20 protein-coding genes, 18 tRNA genes and 3 rRNA genes are annotated in these 20,552 nt (G+C 39.2%); 29 read left to right on the forward strand and 12 right to left on the reverse strand.

All coding sequences use genetic code 11. The features are described from left to right. The first annotated feature begins 15 nt into the window (after nucleotides 1-15). Nucleotides 16-615: a Crp/Fnr family transcriptional regulator gene (locus tag NST00_RS06180; protein WP_016837852.1), complete on the forward strand. Its 600-nt coding sequence runs from the start codon at nucleotides 16-18 to the stop codon at nucleotides 613-615. Between the two features lie 143 nt (nucleotides 616-758). On the opposite strand, the gene NST00_RS06185 is transcribed toward NST00_RS06180, so the two are convergent. Further along, nucleotides 759-1,850: an FUSC family protein gene (locus NST00_RS06185; protein ID WP_016837851.1), complete on the reverse strand. Its 1,092-nt coding sequence runs from the start codon at nucleotides 1,848-1,850 to the stop codon at nucleotides 759-761. 232 nt (nucleotides 1,851-2,082) lie between these two features. Next, nucleotides 2,083-3,372 carry a glutamate-1-semialdehyde 2,1-aminomutase gene (locus tag NST00_RS06190; protein WP_016837850.1) on the reverse strand — a complete coding sequence of 430 codons (1,290 nt, stop codon included), beginning with the start codon at nucleotides 3,370-3,372 and terminating at the stop codon, nucleotides 2,083-2,085. Nucleotides 3,373-3,494: 122 nt separating this feature from the next. On the opposite strand from NST00_RS06190, the gene bcp reads away from it, so the two are divergent. From bcp to perR, 3 genes are all read left to right on the forward strand, one after another. Next, on the forward strand, nucleotides 3,495-3,971 hold the full coding sequence (gene bcp, locus NST00_RS06195; RefSeq protein WP_096552220.1) for a thioredoxin-dependent thiol peroxidase: 477 nt from the start codon (nucleotides 3,495-3,497) through the stop codon (nucleotides 3,969-3,971). A gap of 4 nt (nucleotides 3,972-3,975) precedes the next feature. Beyond that, nucleotides 3,976-4,920 carry a D-2-hydroxyacid dehydrogenase gene (locus NST00_RS06200; protein WP_340709757.1) on the forward strand — a complete coding sequence of 315 codons (945 nt, stop codon included), beginning with the start codon at nucleotides 3,976-3,978 and terminating at the stop codon, nucleotides 4,918-4,920. Between the two features lie 203 nt (nucleotides 4,921-5,123). Then, nucleotides 5,124-5,576 (forward strand): peroxide-responsive transcriptional repressor PerR, encoded by a 453-nt coding sequence (gene perR, locus NST00_RS06205; RefSeq protein ID WP_040764514.1) that lies wholly within the window; start codon nucleotides 5,124-5,126, stop codon nucleotides 5,574-5,576. A gap of 241 nt (nucleotides 5,577-5,817) precedes the next feature. Here the strand turns inward: perR and NST00_RS06210 are convergent, their stop codons facing one another. Continuing rightward, complete coding sequence (locus NST00_RS06210) at nucleotides 5,818-6,177, reverse strand: YgzB family protein (protein ID WP_016837846.1); 360 nt, start codon at nucleotides 6,175-6,177, stop codon at nucleotides 5,818-5,820. 131 nt (nucleotides 6,178-6,308) lie between these two features. On the opposite strand from NST00_RS06210, the gene NST00_RS06215 reads away from it, so the two are divergent. From NST00_RS06215 to NST00_RS06325, 23 genes are all read left to right on the forward strand, one after another. Beyond that, nucleotides 6,309-7,193 (forward strand): nucleotidyltransferase-like protein, encoded by an 885-nt coding sequence (locus tag NST00_RS06215; protein ID WP_096552214.1) that lies wholly within the window; start codon nucleotides 6,309-6,311, stop codon nucleotides 7,191-7,193. Nucleotides 7,194-7,543: 350 nt separating this feature from the next. After that, nucleotides 7,544-9,096, forward strand: a 16S ribosomal RNA gene (locus NST00_RS06220). An 84-nt stretch (nucleotides 9,097-9,180) separates the two neighbouring features. Beyond that, nucleotides 9,181-9,257: transfer RNA gene (locus NST00_RS06225), tRNA-Ile, on the forward strand. A gap of 12 nt (nucleotides 9,258-9,269) precedes the next feature. After that, nucleotides 9,270-9,345 (forward strand) — tRNA-Ala (locus tag NST00_RS06230). A gap of 81 nt (nucleotides 9,346-9,426) precedes the next feature. After that, nucleotides 9,427-12,353 (forward strand): 23S ribosomal RNA (locus NST00_RS06235). A 122-nt stretch (nucleotides 12,354-12,475) separates the two neighbouring features. Then, nucleotides 12,476-12,591 (forward strand): 5S ribosomal RNA (rrf, locus tag NST00_RS06240). Together the 16S, 23S and 5S rRNA genes with 18 tRNA genes alongside form the textbook arrangement of a ribosomal RNA operon. 14 nt (nucleotides 12,592-12,605) lie before the next feature. Next, nucleotides 12,606-12,680, forward strand: a tRNA-Asn gene (locus NST00_RS06245). Nucleotides 12,681-12,688: 8 nt separating this feature from the next. Beyond that, nucleotides 12,689-12,781: transfer RNA gene (locus tag NST00_RS06250), tRNA-Ser, on the forward strand. 13 nt (nucleotides 12,782-12,794) lie between these two features. Then, nucleotides 12,795-12,869, forward strand: a tRNA-Glu gene (locus NST00_RS06255). A gap of 4 nt (nucleotides 12,870-12,873) precedes the next feature. Continuing rightward, nucleotides 12,874-12,949, forward strand: a tRNA-Val gene (locus tag NST00_RS06260). Between the two features lie 20 nt (nucleotides 12,950-12,969). Continuing rightward, nucleotides 12,970-13,046: transfer RNA gene (locus NST00_RS06265), tRNA-Met, on the forward strand. Nucleotides 13,047-13,050: 4 nt separating this feature from the next. Further along, nucleotides 13,051-13,126: transfer RNA gene (locus NST00_RS06270), tRNA-Asp, on the forward strand. An 8-nt stretch (nucleotides 13,127-13,134) separates the two neighbouring features. After that, a tRNA-Phe gene (locus tag NST00_RS06275) sits at nucleotides 13,135-13,210 on the forward strand. 7 nt (nucleotides 13,211-13,217) lie between these two features. After that, nucleotides 13,218-13,293 (forward strand) — tRNA-Thr (locus NST00_RS06280). 8 nt (nucleotides 13,294-13,301) lie between these two features. Beyond that, nucleotides 13,302-13,386, forward strand: a tRNA-Tyr gene (locus NST00_RS06285). A gap of 4 nt (nucleotides 13,387-13,390) precedes the next feature. Beyond that, nucleotides 13,391-13,464 (forward strand) — tRNA-Trp (locus NST00_RS06290). Nucleotides 13,465-13,490: 26 nt separating this feature from the next. Next, nucleotides 13,491-13,566, forward strand: a tRNA-His gene (locus NST00_RS06295). A gap of 26 nt (nucleotides 13,567-13,592) precedes the next feature. Further along, a tRNA-His gene (locus NST00_RS06300) sits at nucleotides 13,593-13,668 on the forward strand. Between the two features lie 34 nt (nucleotides 13,669-13,702). Then, a tRNA-Gln gene (locus NST00_RS06305) sits at nucleotides 13,703-13,777 on the forward strand. Nucleotides 13,778-13,782: 5 nt separating this feature from the next. Next, nucleotides 13,783-13,857: transfer RNA gene (locus tag NST00_RS06310), tRNA-Gly, on the forward strand. A gap of 7 nt (nucleotides 13,858-13,864) precedes the next feature. Next, nucleotides 13,865-13,938 (forward strand) — tRNA-Cys (locus tag NST00_RS06315). Nucleotides 13,939-13,988: 50 nt separating this feature from the next. Continuing rightward, nucleotides 13,989-14,071: transfer RNA gene (locus tag NST00_RS06320), tRNA-Leu, on the forward strand. A 123-nt stretch (nucleotides 14,072-14,194) separates the two neighbouring features. After that, nucleotides 14,195-15,157 (forward strand): tyrosine-type recombinase/integrase, encoded by a 963-nt coding sequence (locus NST00_RS06325; protein ID WP_016839657.1) that lies wholly within the window; start codon nucleotides 14,195-14,197, stop codon nucleotides 15,155-15,157. A gap of 31 nt (nucleotides 15,158-15,188) precedes the next feature. Here NST00_RS06325 and NST00_RS06330 read toward each other — a convergent pair whose 3' ends face one another. The 5 genes from NST00_RS06330 to NST00_RS06350 all read right to left on the reverse strand — a co-directional run bounded on the left by NST00_RS06330 (nucleotide 15,189) and on the right by NST00_RS06350 (nucleotide 17,653). Beyond that, nucleotides 15,189-15,692: an HNH endonuclease gene (locus NST00_RS06330; RefSeq protein WP_016839658.1), complete on the reverse strand. Its 504-nt coding sequence runs from the start codon at nucleotides 15,690-15,692 to the stop codon at nucleotides 15,189-15,191. Nucleotides 15,693-15,739: 47 nt separating this feature from the next. Further along, nucleotides 15,740-16,387: a hypothetical protein gene (locus tag NST00_RS06335; RefSeq protein WP_016839659.1), complete on the reverse strand. Its 648-nt coding sequence runs from the start codon at nucleotides 16,385-16,387 to the stop codon at nucleotides 15,740-15,742. Between the two features lie 43 nt (nucleotides 16,388-16,430). Next, entirely contained in the window at nucleotides 16,431-16,595 is a 165-nt protein-coding gene (locus tag NST00_RS06340; RefSeq protein ID WP_016839660.1) for a hypothetical protein, read from the reverse strand. Between the two features lie 282 nt (nucleotides 16,596-16,877). Then, entirely contained in the window at nucleotides 16,878-17,030 is a 153-nt protein-coding gene (locus NST00_RS06345) for a hypothetical protein (protein WP_340709758.1), read from the reverse strand. Between the two features lie 11 nt (nucleotides 17,031-17,041). Beyond that, nucleotides 17,042-17,653, reverse strand: coding sequence for a site-specific integrase (locus tag NST00_RS06350; RefSeq protein ID WP_016839111.1), 612 nt, complete (start codon nucleotides 17,651-17,653; stop codon nucleotides 17,042-17,044). A gap of 400 nt (nucleotides 17,654-18,053) precedes the next feature. Between NST00_RS06350 and NST00_RS06355 the strand changes: the two genes are divergently transcribed. Together NST00_RS06355 and NST00_RS06360 are read left to right on the forward strand one after the other, a co-directional pair. Then, a complete protein-coding gene (locus NST00_RS06355) occupies nucleotides 18,054-19,178 on the forward strand; it encodes an IS4 family transposase (protein WP_339287653.1) in 1,125 nt (374 codons plus the stop codon). Nucleotides 19,179-19,225: 47 nt separating this feature from the next. Continuing rightward, nucleotides 19,226-19,540 carry a hypothetical protein gene (locus tag NST00_RS06360; RefSeq protein ID WP_340709759.1) on the forward strand — a complete coding sequence of 105 codons (315 nt, stop codon included), beginning with the start codon at nucleotides 19,226-19,228 and terminating at the stop codon, nucleotides 19,538-19,540. Between the two features lie 17 nt (nucleotides 19,541-19,557). Here the strand turns inward: NST00_RS06360 and NST00_RS06365 are convergent, their stop codons facing one another. The 4 genes from NST00_RS06365 to NST00_RS06380 form a co-directional block, all read right to left on the reverse strand. Further along, nucleotides 19,558-19,791, reverse strand: coding sequence for a hypothetical protein (locus NST00_RS06365; RefSeq protein WP_016839109.1), 234 nt, complete (start codon nucleotides 19,789-19,791; stop codon nucleotides 19,558-19,560). Between the two features lie 102 nt (nucleotides 19,792-19,893). Next, the gene (locus tag NST00_RS06370; protein WP_016839108.1) at nucleotides 19,894-20,091 is read right to left on the reverse strand and encodes a hypothetical protein; all 198 of its coding nucleotides are present in this window, start codon (nucleotides 20,089-20,091) and stop codon (nucleotides 19,894-19,896) included. Between the two features lie 2 nt (nucleotides 20,092-20,093). Next, on the reverse strand, nucleotides 20,094-20,324 hold the full coding sequence (locus NST00_RS06375) for a hypothetical protein (protein ID WP_016839107.1): 231 nt from the start codon (nucleotides 20,322-20,324) through the stop codon (nucleotides 20,094-20,096). After that, nucleotides 20,324-20,545 carry a hypothetical protein gene (locus tag NST00_RS06380; protein WP_016839106.1) on the reverse strand — a complete coding sequence of 74 codons (222 nt, stop codon included), beginning with the start codon at nucleotides 20,543-20,545 and terminating at the stop codon, nucleotides 20,324-20,326. The genes NST00_RS06375 and NST00_RS06380 overlap by 1 nt, the downstream gene beginning before the upstream one ends. Between the last annotated feature and the right edge of the window lie 7 nt (nucleotides 20,546-20,552).

Below are 20,552 nucleotides of genomic sequence, written 5' to 3' on the forward strand. Positions count from 1 at the left end.
ATATAAGGAGGAATTATGGGAAAAATCGCAGATAAATTAATGCAATTCGGTGAGTTAGTTACAGTAAAAAGGGGAAAACCGATTTATCAAACAGGAGAGAAAATAAATTCATTTTATTATATTGAAAAGGGAATAGTGAAACTGGCTGCGGATTCTTTAGATGGTAAAACAACGACCATTTCTTTAAACGAGTCAAATGAGTTTTTTGGATATTTAGAATATTTAAAGGGATGTCAGGAATATACAAGATACGCTGTGGCGCTGACAGATTGTATACTTTATTCAATGCCGATTGATTTATTACATAATCCTTATATAAGAGAAAGTTTTATTTTTGATTCTTTGATACAACAATTAGAAAAAGCGGAACAGTTAAACTTCGTGCTTTCTACGATGACAGTTCCTGAACGGTTACGATGGTTGCTTTTAAAAATGGCAAAAGATAAAGAAGGAGTACTATTAATTGAATCTCCTTTGACCCATGAAGAAATGGCGAATTATCTTGGTTGCAGCCGTCAAAAAATCAGTAACTATTTAAGTAAATGGAAAAAAGATGGAGCCCTATCTTATGATAGTGGAATCATTATGATAGTTGATGTTGAAAAACTACAATAAAATATTTTTCAGCCAACAAAGGGGGCGCGTTTGATGTGACCACCGCAGGAGCAAAGTTTTTAAGAGAATATTACTATAAGAAGTAAGGCTGTTCAGAAAGTGTTCGACTTTCTGGACAGCCCTTATCTTTAGAAAACCCTCCATTAATAAAATTGCTCTTCTAAATCTTCATTGCGGTCTTGGCTATGGAAGTTGCGGAAGGAAACGATTAAAGTATCAAGATGTTCCAAGTTTTCCTCATAATCAAGAATTCGTGAAAAAATATAGAATAAATGATAGCTAGAAAACTCTTCTTCACCTTCACGTTGTTTTTCAATCTCGATTTGTTTAATTAATTGTTCCATTACTTCCGAACGATTTAAATGATGTTTACTAACAGACCATTTTGAATGCTCAGATCGAAGTTTTCCAGTATATTTCAATAACAGTTGTTCATGATACGTTAGCAAAAAGTCTAATCGCTCTTGAAGCATTGTTTGGAATGCGATTGGTAAATGGACGATTTCATTTTCGTGCTTATGAAGTCTCACGAGCAACTCAAAACTTTTCTTTGTTGTCAAAATCATTTGACGATACACAACAAGCCTGCGAAGTTGCGTATTTCGTTTCTTTTTGCTATATTGCCTCTCTTCCTTATATAAATCATAAATTGATTCAATTTCAGAGAGTCTTTTTTCAAATTTACTTAAAGCTTTTTTTGTTGAGACATGCTCTGAAGCACCTCGAATCGCTAATCTCGACCATCGAATGATATCATCCTGCAGTGTTTGAATAAGTCTAAATAACTTTACTTCATAACGAGGTGGCAGGAAAATCATATTGACGATAAAAGAAGCAAATACTCCAATCATTACCGTTGCGAAACGAATGATACTAAATTCCAAAAAATCATTGCCTTCATATACCATAATAACTACTACTGTAACGAGAGCTAATGAAAGGGATGAATTTAATTTCAATTTTAGCATAATGCCAATGACAATAATTGCTGCGATACCAATTGCCACAATATGATGGCCGAAAAATAGCCCGAATAAAACTGCGACAACTGCTCCAATCAAGTTTCCTTGAATTTGTTCCACAATCGTCAAATATGAACGATAGATGGAAGGTTGAATTGCAAAGATTGCAGCAATACCAGCAAAAACAGGCGATGGAAGACTTAAAAGTTCTGCTAAAAATAAAGAAAAGACGATTGCTACTCCTGTTTTTAATACTCGGGCGCCTAATTGCATAATGTAGCCCCCACTTTATAAAGTTTTAAGAAATTAAAATGAAGTAAATAATTCAATAACAATCTGATTCTCATTTATATTAATAAATCCCCCAAGGAAATATGCTAGTCAAAAAATAAGTATTGAAAATATGGTTAAAGCATGAAATCCTATTGTATCCCATTTAGCTTGCAGAAGGCAACATATCCCAAAATTATTAGGAGTGAAGCATAGTATTCCATACTTGCATTTTTTATTTTAATTTTGAAAATGCATAATTTACAGCATCAATCGTTTCAAGAATATCCTCTTCTTTATGTTCAGTTGTTAAGAACCACGCCTCGTATTTGGATGGAGCCAAGTTGATTCCTTTTGAAAGCATTAATTTAAAGAATTTGGCAAACATTTCGCCATCCGATTGTTCTGCTTGTTTATAATTTTCAACTTTTTCGCTTGTAAAGTATACCGTAAGCGCTCCTTTTATTCGGTTGACTGTTATTGTGATGCCATGTTTCTCCGCAGCATCTAAAATTCCTTTTTCAAGCATTGCACCTAGACGATCCATTTCTTCATATACTCCCGGTGTTTGCAATACTTCAAGACAAGCGATTCCAGCTAACATAGACGCAGGATTTCCTGCCATTGTTCCAGCTTGATAGGCTGGTCCTAGTGGGGCTACTGTATCCATGATTTCCTTGCGGCCGCCATACGCACCAATTGGTAGGCCTCCTCCGATAATTTTACCCATTGCCGTTAAATCTGGCGTTAGTCCTAGCAAGTCTTGAGCAGCTCCATAATGGAACCGGAAAGCTGTTATCACTTCATCATATATCGTAAGAGCACCAAATTCTTTTGCAACTTTATGAACATATTCTAAAAAACCTGGTTTTGGCATAACCATACCGAAGTTTCCAACGATTGGCTCAATTAAAATAGCAGCAACGTCTTCTCCCCATTTATCCATTGCCATTTGGAATTGTTCAGTATCATTATAAGGAACCGTAATGACTTCTGTAGCAACTGTTACAGGAACGCCAGCAGAGTCTGGTGAACCTAGAGTTGCTGGTCCAGAACCTGCAGCTACTAATACTTGGTCGAAATGCCCATGATAACAGCCTTCAAATTTGATGATTTTTGTCCGTCCAGTATAGGCGCGAGCTACACGAACAGTCGTCATTACAGCTTCTGTACCGGAATTAGTAAAACGCACTTTATCTAAAGATGGAATAGCTTCTTTTAACATTTTTGCAAATTTTACTTCGTGAACCGTTGGAGTTCCAAAAAGCACCCCTGTATCAGCAGCTAATTTTATGGCTTTTGCAATGTGTGGGTGTCCAAAGCCAGTAATAATTGGACCATATCCAGCTAAATAGTCAATGTAGCGGTTACCATCTACATCCCAAAAATATGGTCCTTCTCCTTTTGCCATTACAACGGGTGCCCCTCCTCCGACCGCTTTATAGGAACGTGAAGGGCTATTTACTCCTCCTACGATATGTTGTAAAGCTTCTTGATATACTTCTTCAGATTTTGTGTGAATCATCGTATTGCCTCCATTTTATAATTTCAACTTTAACTTTATTTTAGCCTTCTTTGGTATAATACGCCAAAGAAATTGAAACATTTTACGCGGTTCGGTAGGATATTCAAAAGGGAGGAATTTTTATGAATGAATCTTTAGTAAATAAAGAAGCACCAGATTTCACGCTGTTAAATGAAAATGGTGAACCAGTGAGCTTAAGTGATTTTCGAGGAAAGAAAGTAATTCTGTATTTTTATCCGAAAGATATGACGCCTGGTTGTACTACGGAAGCTTGTGATTTCCGTGACCATCATGAATCCTTTGCCGATTTGAATGCGGTGATATTAGGTGTTAGTGGAGATTCGGCAGAACGACACAAAAAGTTTATTGAAAAATATAATTTACCATTTACTTTGCTAGTAGATGAAAATCATGAAGTATGTAAAAAATACGGCGTTTGGGTTTTAAAGAAAAATTTTGGAAAAGAATATATGGGAATTGAACGTTCTACATTTCTAATAGATGAAAATGGAATCATTATGAAGGAATGGAGAAAAGTTCGCGTAAAAGATCATATTAAAGAAGTTTTGCAATATTTGCGTGATTTTAAAGGGGAGTAACGATATGAGGGTTTATTTCACATTTGATCCAAGACCAGATTTAAAAGAATCTTTACTAAAAGATTTTCCTGAAGTTGATTTTGTTTTCCATAAAAAAATCGATGAAGAAGAATTAGCGAAATCGGAAGTGTTAGTTACTTACGGGGAAGATTTAGATAATGAAAAAATTAAAATTGCTGAAAAAGTAGAGTGGATTTTTGTAGCTTCTGCTGGAATTGAAAAAATGCCTGCACAAGCAATTGCCGATAGAGGTATTGTTGTTTCAAATGTGCGAGGCATACATAAAAAACCAATGGCAGAATCGATATTAGCTCATCTGTTATCGATTAAAAGAGCATTGCCATTTATTTATAAACAGCAGTCAGAAAAAATTTGGAATCAACAAACAAAATTGTATGAATTAAATGGTTCAACTGCTCTTATTTTAGGCCCAGGAGCTATTGGCAGTGAAGTTGGGCGTATGTTACAAGCATTTGAAGTATACACAATTGGACTCAACCGCAGCGGAGAAAGTGCTCTATACATGAATGAAACGCATTCAATGGATAAATTAAAACAATTGTTACCTAAAGCGGATATTGTCATCTCTATTTTGCCAAGTACAAAAGAAACAAAATACTTGTTGACTTATGAAGATTTTACTTTAATGAAAAATAATTGCATTTTTATGAATTTTGGACGAGGAGATTTAGTGCGAACAGAAGATTTAATAAAAGCACTTGAAGAAAAGCAAATTTTCCATGCAGTGTTAGATGTTTATGAAACGGAACCATTACCGAGTGATAGCAAGCTTTGGGAAATGGATAATGTAACGCTCTCACCTCATATTTCAAGCCGGTCTTCAAGATATTTAGAACGTAGCTTTGAAATATTTAAACCAAGCTTAAGAAAGTGGATGAACGGTGAGAGAGATTTAGAAAATGTTATGGATATTTTGCGTGGATATTAATTTTAAATTAGAATAAATATTATTTAAAAATTAGATTGTTATCATGATGAAAACTTCCAATAAATAATATATTGAACATAATAAAAGAATTTGAGAAAATCAATATACCGAGAGTTTAAATATGTCGAATTGTTGACGAATTTCAATTATTTAGGTACACTATTTATAACGATTATCAATTAATAATGAGTGGAAAGAGGTGCATGACGATGTCTGAATTGCATCTAAAAAATGCTCTAGACACGTTAAAGGCAACGGGCGTAAGAATTACTCCACAACGTCATGCTATTTTGGAATATTTAATTAATTCTATGTCTCATCCAACTGCTGATGAAATATATAAATCATTGGAAGGTAAATTTCCAAACATGAGTGTTGCTACAGTATACAACAATTTACGTGTATTTCGTGAAGCAGGTTTAGTTAAAGAATTAACTTATGGTGATGCAGCGAGTCGTTTTGATTTTGTAACAAACGACCATTATCATATGATTTGCGAAGGATGTGGGAAAATTACTGATTTCCACTACCCAGCATTAAAAGAAGTTGAACACTTCGCATCTCATGTTACTGGTTACAAAGTTAATTCTCACCGCCTTGAAGTTTATGGAACATGCCCTGACTGTCTAGAACAAAAGAATAAGCAAGTGCTATAAAAAATCCTAGTAACTTTCGTTGCTAGGTTTTTTATGTCTTCATAAAGATAGCTTGTATGCGATTAATGTTTATCTTTTTTATAAAGAGTTGGATGATAACGGTTGAGTTACTTGAAAGGTGAAAAATGAGAACAAATACATTCGTCGCAGATAAATAGTTGCGAAAATGATAAAAAATATTGGTCATAAGAATTTGAGCCTGCCCAAAAAGTTCTGTACTATTTGGACAGGCTCATTCGTTTTATTGATTATTTTTCGATTTTTTATTGTAATCTTCACTGAATTCTTTTCCTTCTAGTGACGGATCTAAAGTCAATGGTTCGTTGCAATACATGCAAATATCTACACGTCCTAACATTTTTGTATGCTTACCACAATTTGGACAAACTACTTTCACTGCCCGGGTTGATAACATTCCGATCCAAAGATAAACAACAGTGCTGGCAATAATACATAATAAACCTAAACCCATAAAAAGTAGAACTAATATAACACTATTTCTGAAAAATACGGCACCATACATGACTATAAATCCGATGAAAATTAGTGCAAGTGCGAAGGAACGTATTCTATTAATTTTGCTTGAATATTTTTTATTCATTAGAGTGCCCTCCCAATCTTGATATTAATATAACATAGACAAGAAGAATCGAGAAATAGAAAGAAAAAAGAAGGATTCTTCTCCCTAATGTCGAAAGGAATTATGATAATCGTAAAATAGGAGGACTATACATGGATTATATACTACGTTCCATTTATCAAGAACGTGCAAGTCAACCTGAAACCTTAGGAGTAATACTCGTTAATAAACGTGAAGATCAAATCAATTTAACAGATACATTTGATACGATTATTTTAATTATTGTTAAAGAAGCCCAGCAACCGATTTTTACAAAGCACTATTGTTACGAGGAACGAAAAGTTGCAATGCATGTCGTAACTGAAGATTTAATAAATAAATGGATTTACATAGGTAGAAACCGTCGATTAGTAGACTGGATTTTCCATGGGAAAGTCATGTTTGAGCGCAATGAATATATGAGTAATTTAAAAATGAAGTTGGAGGATTTCTCCTTTTTCGGACGAAAAATTAAGGCGGGCGTGCAGTTTGCGAAATTAGTAAGAAGTTATCATGAAGGAAAAGAGTTTTTTCAACGTGGAGATTATTTAGATGCATACAATCATGTAGTAAAATCTCTTCAATATTTGGCGAGACTATCAATCATCGAAAGCGGTCTATATCCAGAAGTGACAGTTTGGTCGCAAGTAAAAAAAATCGAACCTTCCATTTACAAATTATACGAAGAGTTAGTTACAAGTAGAGAAAGTATTGAAAAAAGATTAGAGTTATTATTTTTAGCGATTGAATTTTCTATGAATTCTAGAATTCAATCATGCTCTCAACATATTATGGAAACCCTTATTACAAAAGATCTTTGGACAATCCAAGATTTACATAATCATCATGAACTCAGATATTACTCAGTTGAATTGGAGCTTTTCGTTGAATTTTTAATTGAAAAAGGATACATTATAATTGAAGAAATTGAGTCCAAAAATGAATCCATTAGTCATCGATTATATCGAGCAAATACTAAACATTATCATGAGCAGTAAAGTATATAGATAGTTAAAACATAATTTTTCGAGGTTAAATAATTTTTATTTTTCCTCGAAAAATTTTTTCGTTAAATGTGTTGACATTTCGGGAATGTTTATTGTAATATAATTAACGTCGCTGAACGACATAATGTTTTCTCTTAATGAGTTCAAATAAAAAATATAATTACTTTAAAAAAGTAGTTGACTCAAAAAGGGAAACATGTTATATTGAGAAAGTCGCTGTAAAAAAGCGGATGAACCTTGAAAACTGAACAACAAAACGTTAATGCAATAATTTATCTAGTTGTTAACCCTCGTTGACAAACTAGATTCGGACATTAAATTTTGAGCAAATCAAATTTTCTTTTATGGAGAGTTTGATCCTGGCTCAGGACGAACGCTGGCGGCGTGCCTAATACATGCAAGTCGAGCGAACCAATTGAAAGCCTAGCTTTCATGAGGTTAGCGGCGGACGGGTGAGTAACACGTGGGTAACCTGCCCTATAGACTGGGATAACTCGCGGAAACGCGTGCTAATACCGGATAATACATGAAAGTGCATGCTTTGATGTTGAAAGATGGTTCTGCTATCACTATAGGATGGGCCCGCGGCGCATTAGCTTGTTGGTGGGGTAACGGCCTACCAAGGCGACGATGCGTAGCCGACCTGAGAGGGTGATCGGCCACACTGGGACTGAGACACGGCCCAGACTCCTACGGGAGGCAGCAGTAGGGAATCTTCCACAATGGGCGAAAGCCTGATGGAGCAACGCCGCGTGAGCGAAGAAGGTCTTCGGATCGTAAAGCTCTGTTGTAAGGGAAGAACAAGTGCAGTAGTAACTGGCTGCACCTTGACGGTACCTTACTAGAAAGCCACGGCTAACTACGTGCCAGCAGCCGCGGTAATACGTAGGTGGCAAGCGTTGTCCGGAATTATTGGGCGTAAAGCGCGCGCAGGCGGTCTCTTAAGTCTGATGTGAAAGCCCCCGGCTTAACCGGGGAGGGTCATTGGAAACTGGGAGACTTGAGTGCAGGAGAGGGAAGCGGAATTCCATGTGTAGCGGTGAAATGCGTAGAGATATGGAGGAACACCAGTGGCGAAGGCGGCTTCCTGGCCTGTAACTGACGCTGAGGCGCGAAAGCGTGGGGAGCAAACAGGATTAGATACCCTGGTAGTCCACGCCGTAAACGATGAGTGCTAAGTGTTAGGGGGTTTCCACCCCTTAGTGCTGCAGCTAACGCATTAAGCACTCCGCCTGGGGAGTACGGTCGCAAGACTGAAACTCAAAGGAATTGACGGGGGCCCGCACAAGCGGTGGAGCATGTGGTTTAATTCGAAGCAACGCGAAGAACCTTACCAGGTCTTGACATCCCGCTGACCGCTATGGAGACATAGCCTTCCCTTCGGGGACAGCGGTGACAGGTGGTGCATGGTTGTCGTCAGCTCGTGTCGTGAGATGTTGGGTTAAGTCCCGCAACGAGCGCAACCCTTGTCCTTAGTTGCCATCATTCAGTTGGGCACTCTAAGGAGACTGCCGTACAAATACGGAGGAAGGTGGGGATGACGTCAAATCATCATGCCCCTTATGACCTGGGCTACACACGTGCTACAATGGACGGTACAAACGGTCGCGAAGTCGCGAGACGGAGCCAATCCGAAAAAACCGTTCTCAGTTCGGATTGCAGGCTGCAACTCGCCTGCATGAAGCCGGAATCGCTAGTAATCGCGGATCAGCATGCCGCGGTGAATACGTTCCCGGGCCTTGTACACACCGCCCGTCACACCACGAGAGTCTGTAACACCCGAAGTCGGTGAGGTAACCCTTTCGGGAGCCAGCCGCCGAAGGTGGGACAGATGATTGGGGTGAAGTCGTAACAAGGTAGCCGTATCGGAAGGTGCGGCTGGATCACCTCCTTTCTAAGGATATTTACGGAAGCGTTAGCGTTTTGTGTTCAGTTTTGAAGGTTTATTATAATAAACCTTACTTAATATTAGTAGGATGGGCCTATAGCTCAGCTGGTTAGAGCGCACGCCTGATAAGCGTGAGGTCGATGGTTCAAGTCCATTTAGGCCCACCATAATTTCATAACGGGGCATTAGCTCAGCTGGGAGAGCGCCTGCCTTGCACGCAGGAGGTCAGCGGTTCGATCCCGCTATGCTCCACCATATTTCACTAATTTGGTTGTTCTTTGAAAACTGGATAAACGACATTGAAAGCAAGATATTTACTGTAAAGTTCTTAATTTTGGTTAAGTTATTAAGGGCGCACGGTGGATGCCTTGGCACTAGGAGCCGATGAAGGACGGGACTAACACCGATATGCTTCGGGGAGCTGTAAGTAAGCTTTGATCCGGAGATTTCCGAATGGGGGAACCCACTGTTCGTAATGGAACAGTATCTTAACGTGAATCCATAGCGTTAAGAAGGCACACCCAGGGAACTGAAACATCTAAGTACCTGGAGGAGAAGAAAGAAAAATCGATTCCCTGAGTAGCGGCGAGCGAAACGGGAACAGCCCAAACCAAGAGGCTTGCCTCTTGGGGTTGTAGGACACTCTATACGGAGTTACAAAAGGATGGGTTAGACGAACCGTTCTGGAAAGGACGGCCAGAGAAGGTAAAAGCCCTGTAGTCGAAAATCCATCCTCTCCTGAGTGGATCCTGAGTACGGCGGAACACGTGAAATTCCGTCGGAATCCGGGAGGACCATCTCCCAAGGCTAAATACTCCCTAGTGACCGATAGTGAACCAGTACCGTGAGGGAAAGGTGAAAAGCACCCCGGGAGGGGAGTGAAAGAGAACCTGAAACCGTGTGCCTACAAGTAGTCAGAGCCCGTTAACGGGTGATGGCGTGCCTTTTGTAGAATGAACCGGCGAGTTACGATTACGTGCAAGGTTAAGCAGAAAATGCGGAGCCGCAGCGAAAGCGAGTCTGAATAGGGCGTTTTGAGTACGTGGTCGTAGACCCGAAACCAGGTGATCTACCCATGTCCAGGGTGAAGGTGAGGTAACACTCACTGGAGGCCCGAACCCACGCACGTTGAAAAGTGCGGGGATGAGGTGTGGGTAGCGGAGAAATTCCAATCGAACTTGGAGATAGCTGGTTCTCTCCGAAATAGCTTTAGGGCTAGCCTCGTGTGAAGAATACTGGAGGTAGAGCACTGTTTGGACTAGGGGCCCACCTCGGGTTACCGAATTCAGACAAACTCCGAATGCCAGCTATTTATACACGGGAGTCAGACTACGAGTGATAAGATCCGTGGTCAAAAGGGAAACAGCCCAGACCACCAGCTAAGGTCCCAAAGTAATCGTTAAGTGGAAAAGGATGTGGCGTTGCTTAGACAACCAGGATGTTGGCTTAGAAGCAGCCATCATTTAAAGAGTGCGTAATAGCTCACTGGTCGAGTGACGCTGCGCCGAAAATGTAACGGGGCTAAACGATTCACCGAAGCTGTGGATTCGTGCGTTGCACGAGTGGTAGGAGAGCGTTCTAAGTGCGTCGAAGTCAGACCGGAAGGACTGGTGGAGCGCTTAGAAGTGAGAATGCCGGTATGAGTAGCGAAAGATGGGTGAGAATCCCATCCACCGAATGACTAAGGTTTCCTGAGGAAGGCTCGTCCGCTCAGGGTTAGTCGGGACCTAAGTCGAGGCCGAAAGGCGTAGACGATGGACAACAGGTTGATATTCCTGTACCACCTCCCCGCCGTTTGAGTGATGGGGGGACGCAGGAGGATAGGGAATGCACGCCGTTGGTCGAGCGTGTCCAAGCAGCAAGGCGTGGAAGTAGGCAAATCCGCTTCCTAATACGCTGAGCTGTGATGGGGAGCGCGTTACGCGCGAAGTTCCTGATTTCACACTGCCAAGAAAAGCCTCTAGCGAGGCGGGAGGTGCCCGTACCGCAAACCGACACAGGTAGTCGAGGAGAGAATCCTAAGGTGAGCGAGAGAACTCTCGTTAAGGAACTCGGCAAAATGACCCCGTAACTTCGGGAGAAGGGGTGCTCATTGGGGTGCAAGCCCTGATGAGCCGCAGTGAATAGGCCCAGGCGACTGTTTAGCAAAAACACAGGTCTCTGCAAAACCGTAAGGTGAAGTATAGGGGCTGACGCCTGCCCGGTGCTGGAAGGTTAAGAGGAGGAGTTAGCGCAAGCGAAGCTCCGAATTGAAGCCCCAGTAAACGGCGGCCGTAACTATAACGGTCCTAAGGTAGCGAAATTCCTTGTCGGGTAAGTTCCGACCCGCACGAAAGGCGTAACGATCTGGGCACTGTCTCAACGAGAGACTCGGTGAAATTATAGTACCTGTGAAGATGCAGGTTACCCGCGACAGGACGGAAAGACCCCGTGGAGCTTTACTGTAACCTGATATTGAATTTCGGTGCAACTTGTACAGGATAGGTAGGAGCCGTAGAAGGGGGAGCGCCAGCTTCCCTGGAGGCGCCCTTGGGATACTACCCTGGTTGTACTGAAATTCTAACCCGCAAGCCTGATCGGCTTGGGAGACAGTGTCAGGTGGACAGTTTGACTGGGGCGGTCGCCTCCTAAAAGGTAACGGAGGCGCCCAAAGGTTCCCTCAGAATGGTTGGAAATCATTCGCAGAGTGTAAAGGCATAAGGGAGCTTGACTGCGAGACCTACAAGTCGAGCAGGGTCGAAAGACGGGCTTAGTGATCCGGTGGTTCCGCATGGAAGGGCCATCGCTCAACGGATAAAAGCTACCCCGGGGATAACAGGCTTATCTCCCCCAAGAGTCCACATCGACGGGGAGGTTTGGCACCTCGATGTCGGCTCATCGCATCCTGGGGCTGTAGTCGGTCCCAAGGGTTGGGCTGTTCGCCCATTAAAGCGGTACGCGAGCTGGGTTCAGAACGTCGTGAGACAGTTCGGTCCCTATCCGTCGTGGGCGTAGGAAATTTGAGAGGAGCTGTCCTTAGTACGAGAGGACCGGGATGGACACACCGCTGGTGTACCAGTTGTCTTGCCAAAGGCACCGCTGGGTAGCTATGTGTGGACGGGATAAGTGCTGAAAGCATCTAAGCATGAAGCCCCCCTCAAGATGAGATTTCCCATTGCATAAGCAAGTAAGATCCCTCAAAGACGATGAGGTAGATAGGTCCGAGGTGGAAGCACGGTGACGTGTGGAGCTGACGGATACTAATCGATCGAGGACTTAACCAATCATTTCAATGTCGTTATCCAGTTTTGAGAGAACAACCTCTCGTTATTAAAAAATATAAAAAATGCTTGAAAAAAGTATAGAATATGATATAATAATACTTGTCTTTCGGTAAGGAATAAAGCCTAGTGGCGATAGCAAAGAGGTCACACCCGTTCCCATACCGAACACGGAAGTTAAGCTCTTTAGCGCCGATGGTAGTAGGGGGCTTCCCCCTGTGAGAGTAGGACGTTGCTAGGCTTATATAAAATCATTCCGAAGTAGCTCAGTGGTAGAGCAACCGGCTGTTAACCGGTTGGTCGTAGGTTCGAATCCTACCTTCGGAGCCATTCTTCTTGGAGAGTTGTCCGAGAGGCTGAAGGAGCACGATTGGAAATCGTGTAGACGGGGATAACCTGTCTCAAGGGTTCAAATCCCTTACTCTCCGCCATAATTAAGAGATTGGCCCCTTGGTCAAGTGGTTAAGACACCGCCCTTTCACGGCGGTAACACGGGTTCGAATCCCGTAGGGGTCACCAATTCGGAGGATTAGCTCAGCTGGGAGAGCACCTGCCTTACAAGCAGGGGGTCGGCGGTTCGATCCCGTCATCCTCCACCATAAAAAACAATTAACATTATCGCGGGGTAGAGCAGTCTGGTAGCTCGTCGGGCTCATAACCCGGAGGTCGCAGGTTCAAATCCTGTCCCCGCAACCAAAGTGGTCCCGTGGTGTAGCGGTTAACATGCCTGCCTGTCACGCAGGAGATCGCGGGTTCGAGTCCCGTCGGGACCGCCATAAAAAGTGGGTCGGTAGCTCAGTTGGTAGAGCATTTGACTGAAGATCAAAGTGTCGGCGGTTCGATTCCGTCCCGACCCACCATAAATATGCCGGTGTAGCTCAATTGGCAGAGCAACTGACTTGTAATCAGTAGGTTGAGGGTTCGATTCCTTTCGCCGGCACCATACTTTCCGGAGGGGTAGCGAAGTGGCTAAACGCGACGGACTGTAAATCCGTTCCCTTTGGGTTCGGCGGTTCGAATCCGCCCCCCTCCACCATTACAGGGGCATAGTTTAACGGTAGAATAGAGGTCTCCAAAACCTTTGGTGTGGGTTCGATTCCTACTGCCCCTGCCATTTTTAATTTTCATCAAGATATTTTGGCGACTGTGGCGAAGTGGTTAACGCATCGGATTGTGGATCCGACATACGTGGGTTCGATTCCCATCAGTCGCCCCATACATATTTTAATATGCCTGCTTTTGGCGGCTGTGGCGAAGTGGTTAACGCATCGGATTGTGGATCCGACATACGTGGGTTCGATTCCCATCAGCCGCCCCATAAAATAGAATATAAGTTGTTTATATAATATTATTGGGGTATAGCCAAGTGGTAAGGCAACGGATTTTGATTCCGTCATGCCCAGGTTCGAATCCTGGTACCCCAGCCATTCATGCGGAAGTAGTTCAGTGGTAGAACACCACCTTGCCAAGGTGGGGGTCGCGGGTTCGAACCCCGTCTTCCGCTCCAGTAATTTGGCGGCTTAGCCAAGCGGTAAGGCACGGGTCTGCAACACCCTTATCACCGGTTCGAATCCGGTAGCCGCCTCCAAAAAAATAAATATCGGTTTAACCGATTTATTTTTTTCTCTTTTTTATTATGCCGATGTGGCGGAATTGGCAGACGCGCACGACTCAAAATCGTGTTCCCAAAAGGAGTGTGGGTTCGACTCCCACCATCGGCATCTAAAAAGCCTTATATATCAAGCCTTCTACAATGATTGTAGGAGGTTTTTTATTTGCCTATGCATACGATTTGATAATCAAAAATCGTGCGAACTGAATCGTACGCATAGGGGGAAATCAATATGGCAAGAAGGAAAAATTTAAGTGTCAATGAGTTAGCAATTCTAAATGATATTGTAGCAGTCAACTACACATTAGATGAATTGGTACAGAAGTTTATTGAGGATTGTGAATTAAGGAATTTACGGTCACATACTATCAAATTTTACAGAAGTGAATTATCAACCTTTCAAAGCCTTCTGAATGAGCAAGAATTAGAACTTTCACCTTCTGATATTACTGGCAACATTATCAAGCAAAACGTCATTCTATACATGAAGGGTAAGGGGATAAAGCCTGTTAGTATCAATACAAGGCTTAGGGCATTAAGAGCCTTTTTTAACTATTTACATAAGCAGAAATTCATAAGAAATAACCCAATGTCTGATATTCAGCTACTAAAAGACAGAAAGCACGTTATAGAAACTTTTGATATTAAACAAATTTCTCAAATGCTAAAGGCTTGTGATGTTCGGACATTTGTTGGTTTTCGTGACTATACAATTATCATGTTACTATTAGAAACAGGCATAAGAGCCAATGAGTTGATAGGTATTCAAGTAACCGATATTATCTGGCATGATAAAGTTATCCGTATCCGTAATGCTAAAGGACAATATGAACGATTTGTTCCAATACAAAAGAAAATGATTGAACAATTAAAGAAATACGTTGCTATTAGGGGAACAGTGGATACTGAATACTTGTTTATTACACAAGATGAAACGCCAATGAGCAAAAGACAATTACAAAATAGAATTGCTATTATCGGCAAGAAAGCAAATATCAAGAATGTACGTTGTTCACCTCATACCTTCCGCCATACCTTTGCAAAACTATCTGTAATGAATGGTGCTAATGCCTTTCAACTACAAGCAATTCTGGGACATACTACTTTAGAAATGACTAAAGTTTATGTGAATTTATTCAGTAATGAAATAAGCGAAAGCCATGCTAAATTTAGTCCATTGAATAATTTAAAATAAAAATAAAAAACCGTTAAGGGTTATACTGCCCCTAACGGTTTTTTTGTCTTTCTAAAATATTCCAATAAACAATTTCTCCGACCTTCCGCATTTCCTTTGCCTCTTGAAGTTCATCAAACAGACCTAAATATTTTTTCTTTCCATGTACTTTTATATCTGCTTGCCATTTCTTTCGATGTTTGTGAAATGAAACTCCTGTTACACCACTTGTATTACTTTTAGACAATCGTCTGTTTCGACTATTTACAAGTTGTGTGACTATGCGGAGGTTACTTTTTCGATTATCTAATCCATTTCCATTCTTATGATCTATGACTTTGTTTCCATTGTAGTTCATAATAAATCTATGCATACGAATTTGTTCTTTGCCTATCATAGCATAATAGGTATTACCATCTTTTTTTACACTCCATGTTCCGCTAAATTCATTGACTTTATGAAAATCATCTTTATCAATCAATATTTCCATAGTTTTGCCTTTGCAATTTGCATATATAACAACATATTCATTAAAAAATTTATAAGAGTTTTTCATCAGGATGCCCTCCATTAGTTCAAAAATTAAATAGAATGAGTTTATATTTATATACAAGGATAATAATAATTTTCTTTCTTTATGTCGTTATGTCCTTTGATAATTATTTCTTGGTCTTTTTTTAGTAACTCTACTAATATCAATTCATTGTTTAAGCGTATTATCTGACGTTCTGACAAGCCTAATGTATCTCCTAAATACTTTAGGTTAGCAAATGAATAGCCTTTATTTTCCGCCAAGATACAATGCAATATTAACAATATAATGTGTCTTGGCTTTATTTTTATCTTTTTCCCCTCAAGTTCAACTTCCTTTAAAACTATTAACTCTTTTGGTAACTTGATAAAACCTCCATCATCAATAGCAGTTTCCCATGCTATCTCTAATGAAAATAACAATTCATATCTACCGATTGGAACATCACTACAATCTTCGCCTAAATAGTCGGAAAGGAGTTCTCCATAATCATCTACTGTTAATTCAGTGAGAAGTCCTTTGGATTTTAATTCTTCGATAAATTCCGTTTGTTTATTTTCAGCAATCCCAGTCCATTCTTTAATTTCTTTTCTATTTGTTTGAATAAATATTTGTCCTTCACTCTTACATAACAACTGCAAGTAGATATAAATTGAGTTAGGTTTCAATTCTTTTGCATATTTCATTATGATATTTTTCGGTATAAATACTTCACTCAAATTACACCCCACCAATCAAATTAAAAGAGACTTAACCAGTGAGTTAAGCCCCTTTTTCAGCAATTTCTTTTAAATACTTGTGAACTAAATTCGAAACTGTTATTTCTTCCCTTAGTGCATTTTCTTCAAGCCATTTCTTGACTTTTGTAGATGTTCTAAAAGTGATTATTTCTTCTTTAGTTGGGATTTTTCTTCTTGTTTTTTCCATTTTAAACATCTCCTTTTAATTATTGCTCCCTCAATATATATGTTTACAATCGAATACATTTTAGAAGTTAAATAGCAAAATATTTTCTACTAAAATAAAAAAAGGTAGGTGTTAGCCTACCTGTAATAGATTTATTTGTATTAGTTCTCCTTTTTTGTCACATATATTAAGTATCCTATTATATATATATATACAAATACTAATAATATATACTAAAGTAAATTATATATAAGTGACAAAAAGGGAGAGCTACTTCATAAAGGAAAAAAACCCAAACTTTCATTAGTCTGGGCGGTTCTTAGTATCTGGCTTATGTATAATAACTTCATTTTCCTTCCAAGTGAATTTATCTGGGTTTAGTGGCTTCTGATTAGCAATCTTTTGTTCTACCTCACGTTTGATAATATCACTTAATTTATCTTTGTTTTTGTCCAATTGGAAACCCCCTATAAGTTCAATCCGTTATAAACATCACGAATTACATCTTTAGTAATTCCAATATATCGTAAAGTGATTTCTTGGCTACTATGATTAAACATCTTTTGAAGTGTCGGCAGAATCATTGGATTATCTGCAACATTCTTAGCATAAACATGATAGCCAAAAGTTTTCCGTAATGAATGAGTTCCATAATTGCCCCTAATACCTAATTCCTTCATAGTTTCTTTAATAATTTTGTGTAAACTTCTTACGGTTAATGGCTCATTAGTTCCCTTTCTACTTTTGAATAAATAATCATCAGCAGAATAACTTGGTAGACTATCAAGATATAAATCAATACATTCCTTTGCAGACTTGTTCAGTTCAAACGACCTTACCTTTCCAGTCTTTTGCTCTGTAATCACAACATGGTCTTTAACACGATTATTTTCAATTACATCAATAATTTTTAATTGTAATAGGTCACTTGCTCTTAATCCGATATTTATTCCTAATGTAAATAGTGCATAATCCCTTTTGTTATCCTTTCCTAATAAAAATTGTTTAACCTTTTTAATATCTTTCAATGATTTAATAGGTTCTACTTCTTGTGGTTTACCGCCTTTAATTTGTCCCATTTTTACCCCTCCATAAATACTACTTATTATCTGTATTTTAATATTAAGTATCATTCATTTCAAGGTCTTTTTATCCAATTCATTACAAGTCTTTGCAGAGCAAGGAATCTACTAATTTATCCAATGCTACTTAATATGAAAAAGTAGTATTGGAGGTTTAATTTATTTTATGATTATTTAGTCTAATTCTATTACACTTGCTATAATGAATTAAAAGGGGGAAAGAATAATGTTAAAAGAAAAATATTCACAAAATGCAGAAACACACTAGCGTCGCATTAAAATAATTTAACACCTTCAAATAAACCGAATTTTCTGAAATATAATCTAAACACAAAAAAATCCTTTATAATGGTTGGGTGGTAGTAAACCATCCAAATCCAATACAAAGGACAAAACCATGGATAAGTTTACACGAAAAACATCATTTGAACAATGGTTTTCACCGATTAATCGTCCATTATTTGACGACCTAGTGAAAACACATCAATTAAATCACTATACCAAGAAGCTTTATATGGCTTCATTTATGAAACTGCTTTTGTATGCCCAACTCCATGAAACCGAGAGTTTACGGGCGTTGAGTGACGCTGTCTTTTTAGAAGAATTACAACGAGCAACGGGATTGGAATCGATTAGTTTTTCACAGTTAGGGAGACGAATCAATACCATCCCAACTGAGTTCTTTCAAACGATTTTTCTCGATTTAGTGGCACAAATTCATCGGAAAACCAATTTCCAAACAAGAAGAAAAGTGACAACGCCTTTGAAAATCATTGATTCGAGTACATTACCGCTTAATTTGACCAATCATAAGTGGGCAGAGTTTCGAAAAACAAAATCAGGAGTAAAGCTTCACTTACGACTTGTTTTTATGGAAAAAGGACTCTCCTATCCAGATAAAGCCGTACTCACGAATGCCAACGAACATGATCGTGGTCAACTAGAAGTATTCGTGGATGACAAAGAATGCATGTACGTGTTTGATCGTGGTTACTTGGATTATGGGCGCTTTGATCAAATGACGGAAGATGGCTATTTCTTTGTGACCCGTTTGCGTAAAAACGCTGTTGTCCGAGTGTTAGAATCCTTTTCGTTACCAGAAGATTCACCCGTATTCTCTGATGAAATGGTTGTCATTGGAACACCACAAAATCGTTCTGAAAACGTGTTTCGCTTACTCAAATTGCATGATACAAAAGGAAATGAGCTTCATTTACTGACAAATCGGTTTGACATTGACGCAGATGAAATTGCAGAAATCTACCAATCACGTTGGGCAATCGAACTTTTTTTCAAATGGATGAAACAACATCTGAACATTAAAAAGTTTTTTGGTCACAGTGAACAAGCTGTACATAATCAAGTGTACGTAGCCATGATAGTGTACTGTCTGAATGTTTTAGCTCAGCTGAACACGAATAGCGAACGCAGTTACTTACAAATTAGTCGCTATTTGAAGGCTTCTTTGTGGAAATCCGCTCACATTTGGTTACGAAAAATCGAAGGAAACGGCGTCCCATAAAGGTTTGCCAGTCGTTGTTGCACAAGTCATAGGTTTATAGTAAAAAAATGGATGTTTACTACCCTCGCTTAGGTGTTTTCGTTTTTTCTCTAAAGTCCAGAAAAAATAAAACTGAAAATTCAGACACCATTTATGCGACGGTAGTGGCAGAAACACTAAAATTTATAATTGAGTTTGAAAAAACAGTGGAGAGTGGGAAGGTTTACACTACACAAGAATTAGTTCAGCTTTTTGAATCTTCACCTTATAACAAGAAACAGTTCGATACATACAAAAAATCAAAAACTGGCTCTATATGGTATGCACTTAAAAGAAGTGGAAATTGGACAAGGGTACAAAATGGCGTTTATCAAAAGAAATAAAGAAAGGGGAAAGTTGCTTATTTCCCCTCTGGTATTTCAAAAAGGTTATCATCTAATTTTGACTTTACAAGTATCCGCCAATTTAAAACATTACTAAATGGAATTTCAGCAATCCTACGATATGTAACTTGGCTTGTAGTGAGATAAGGATATTCAACCTTTTTAGTTTTCCATTTATCTTTATTCTGATAATACGGATCGTTGACCTCTAACCATAAATCAGCCTCATCTTTTTTAATGAATTGACGCATAGAATTGCCCTCCTTGAATTTGAATAATAATATAATAGTTTTATTCAAGATAAATAAAAATAGCGGTCAGAAGGGCAATAGATAAGCCTCTGACCACTTTATTTAAGATTCTTCATTCAAACCCTCACATTCAATAACCTTGTCATAGTTTTGTTTTAGAATCCCCCTATAAAAGTTTATTCTTTCTATCAAATGGGTTCTATGCTCAGCCAAAAGTCTTTTTTCATCATCTGTAAGAGTTGTTTTATTTGGATTATTAATAATTGCCTCTGCCTTATTGATTGCAGTAAAACTAAACATCTTTACACCTCCATATTCATTTGTAGCAATAATTCTTGTTCAAGTTCATCTAACCTTGAAATATCATCATCTGATAAATTATGTTCCTCACCACAAATAACAAGATTTTGAAGTAACCATAACTCACCTAACTTATTACAAAGTTCCATTTGCTTTTCTGTTAGTTCTGTACCCTTCTGGTACTGTAATAACTCTTGTGCCTGTTGTATGAGTTTAGAGAGCCTTCTACTCATTATTTACGCCCCATTTCAATTTGTCTTGCCAATTCTTCTGCTTGTGCCAATTCTCTTTCTTTGAGTTCACCACTAATAGACATTTGAATTTTATAAGCCAGATTTGAAAGAGTTTCCGCTTTTTTTCGGTCAATTTCATCTTTCTCAACCCTAACCAATAGGGAGGCTAAATACAATCGTACATCTCTACTTGATTGAAAGGTAATCTGTTTCTTTGCCATACTACAC

Origin of the sequence: Ureibacillus sp. FSL K6-0165 (assembly GCF_038004285.1) — a bacterium.
GTDB lineage: Bacteria > Bacillota > Bacilli > Bacillales_A > Planococcaceae > Ureibacillus > Ureibacillus thermosphaericus.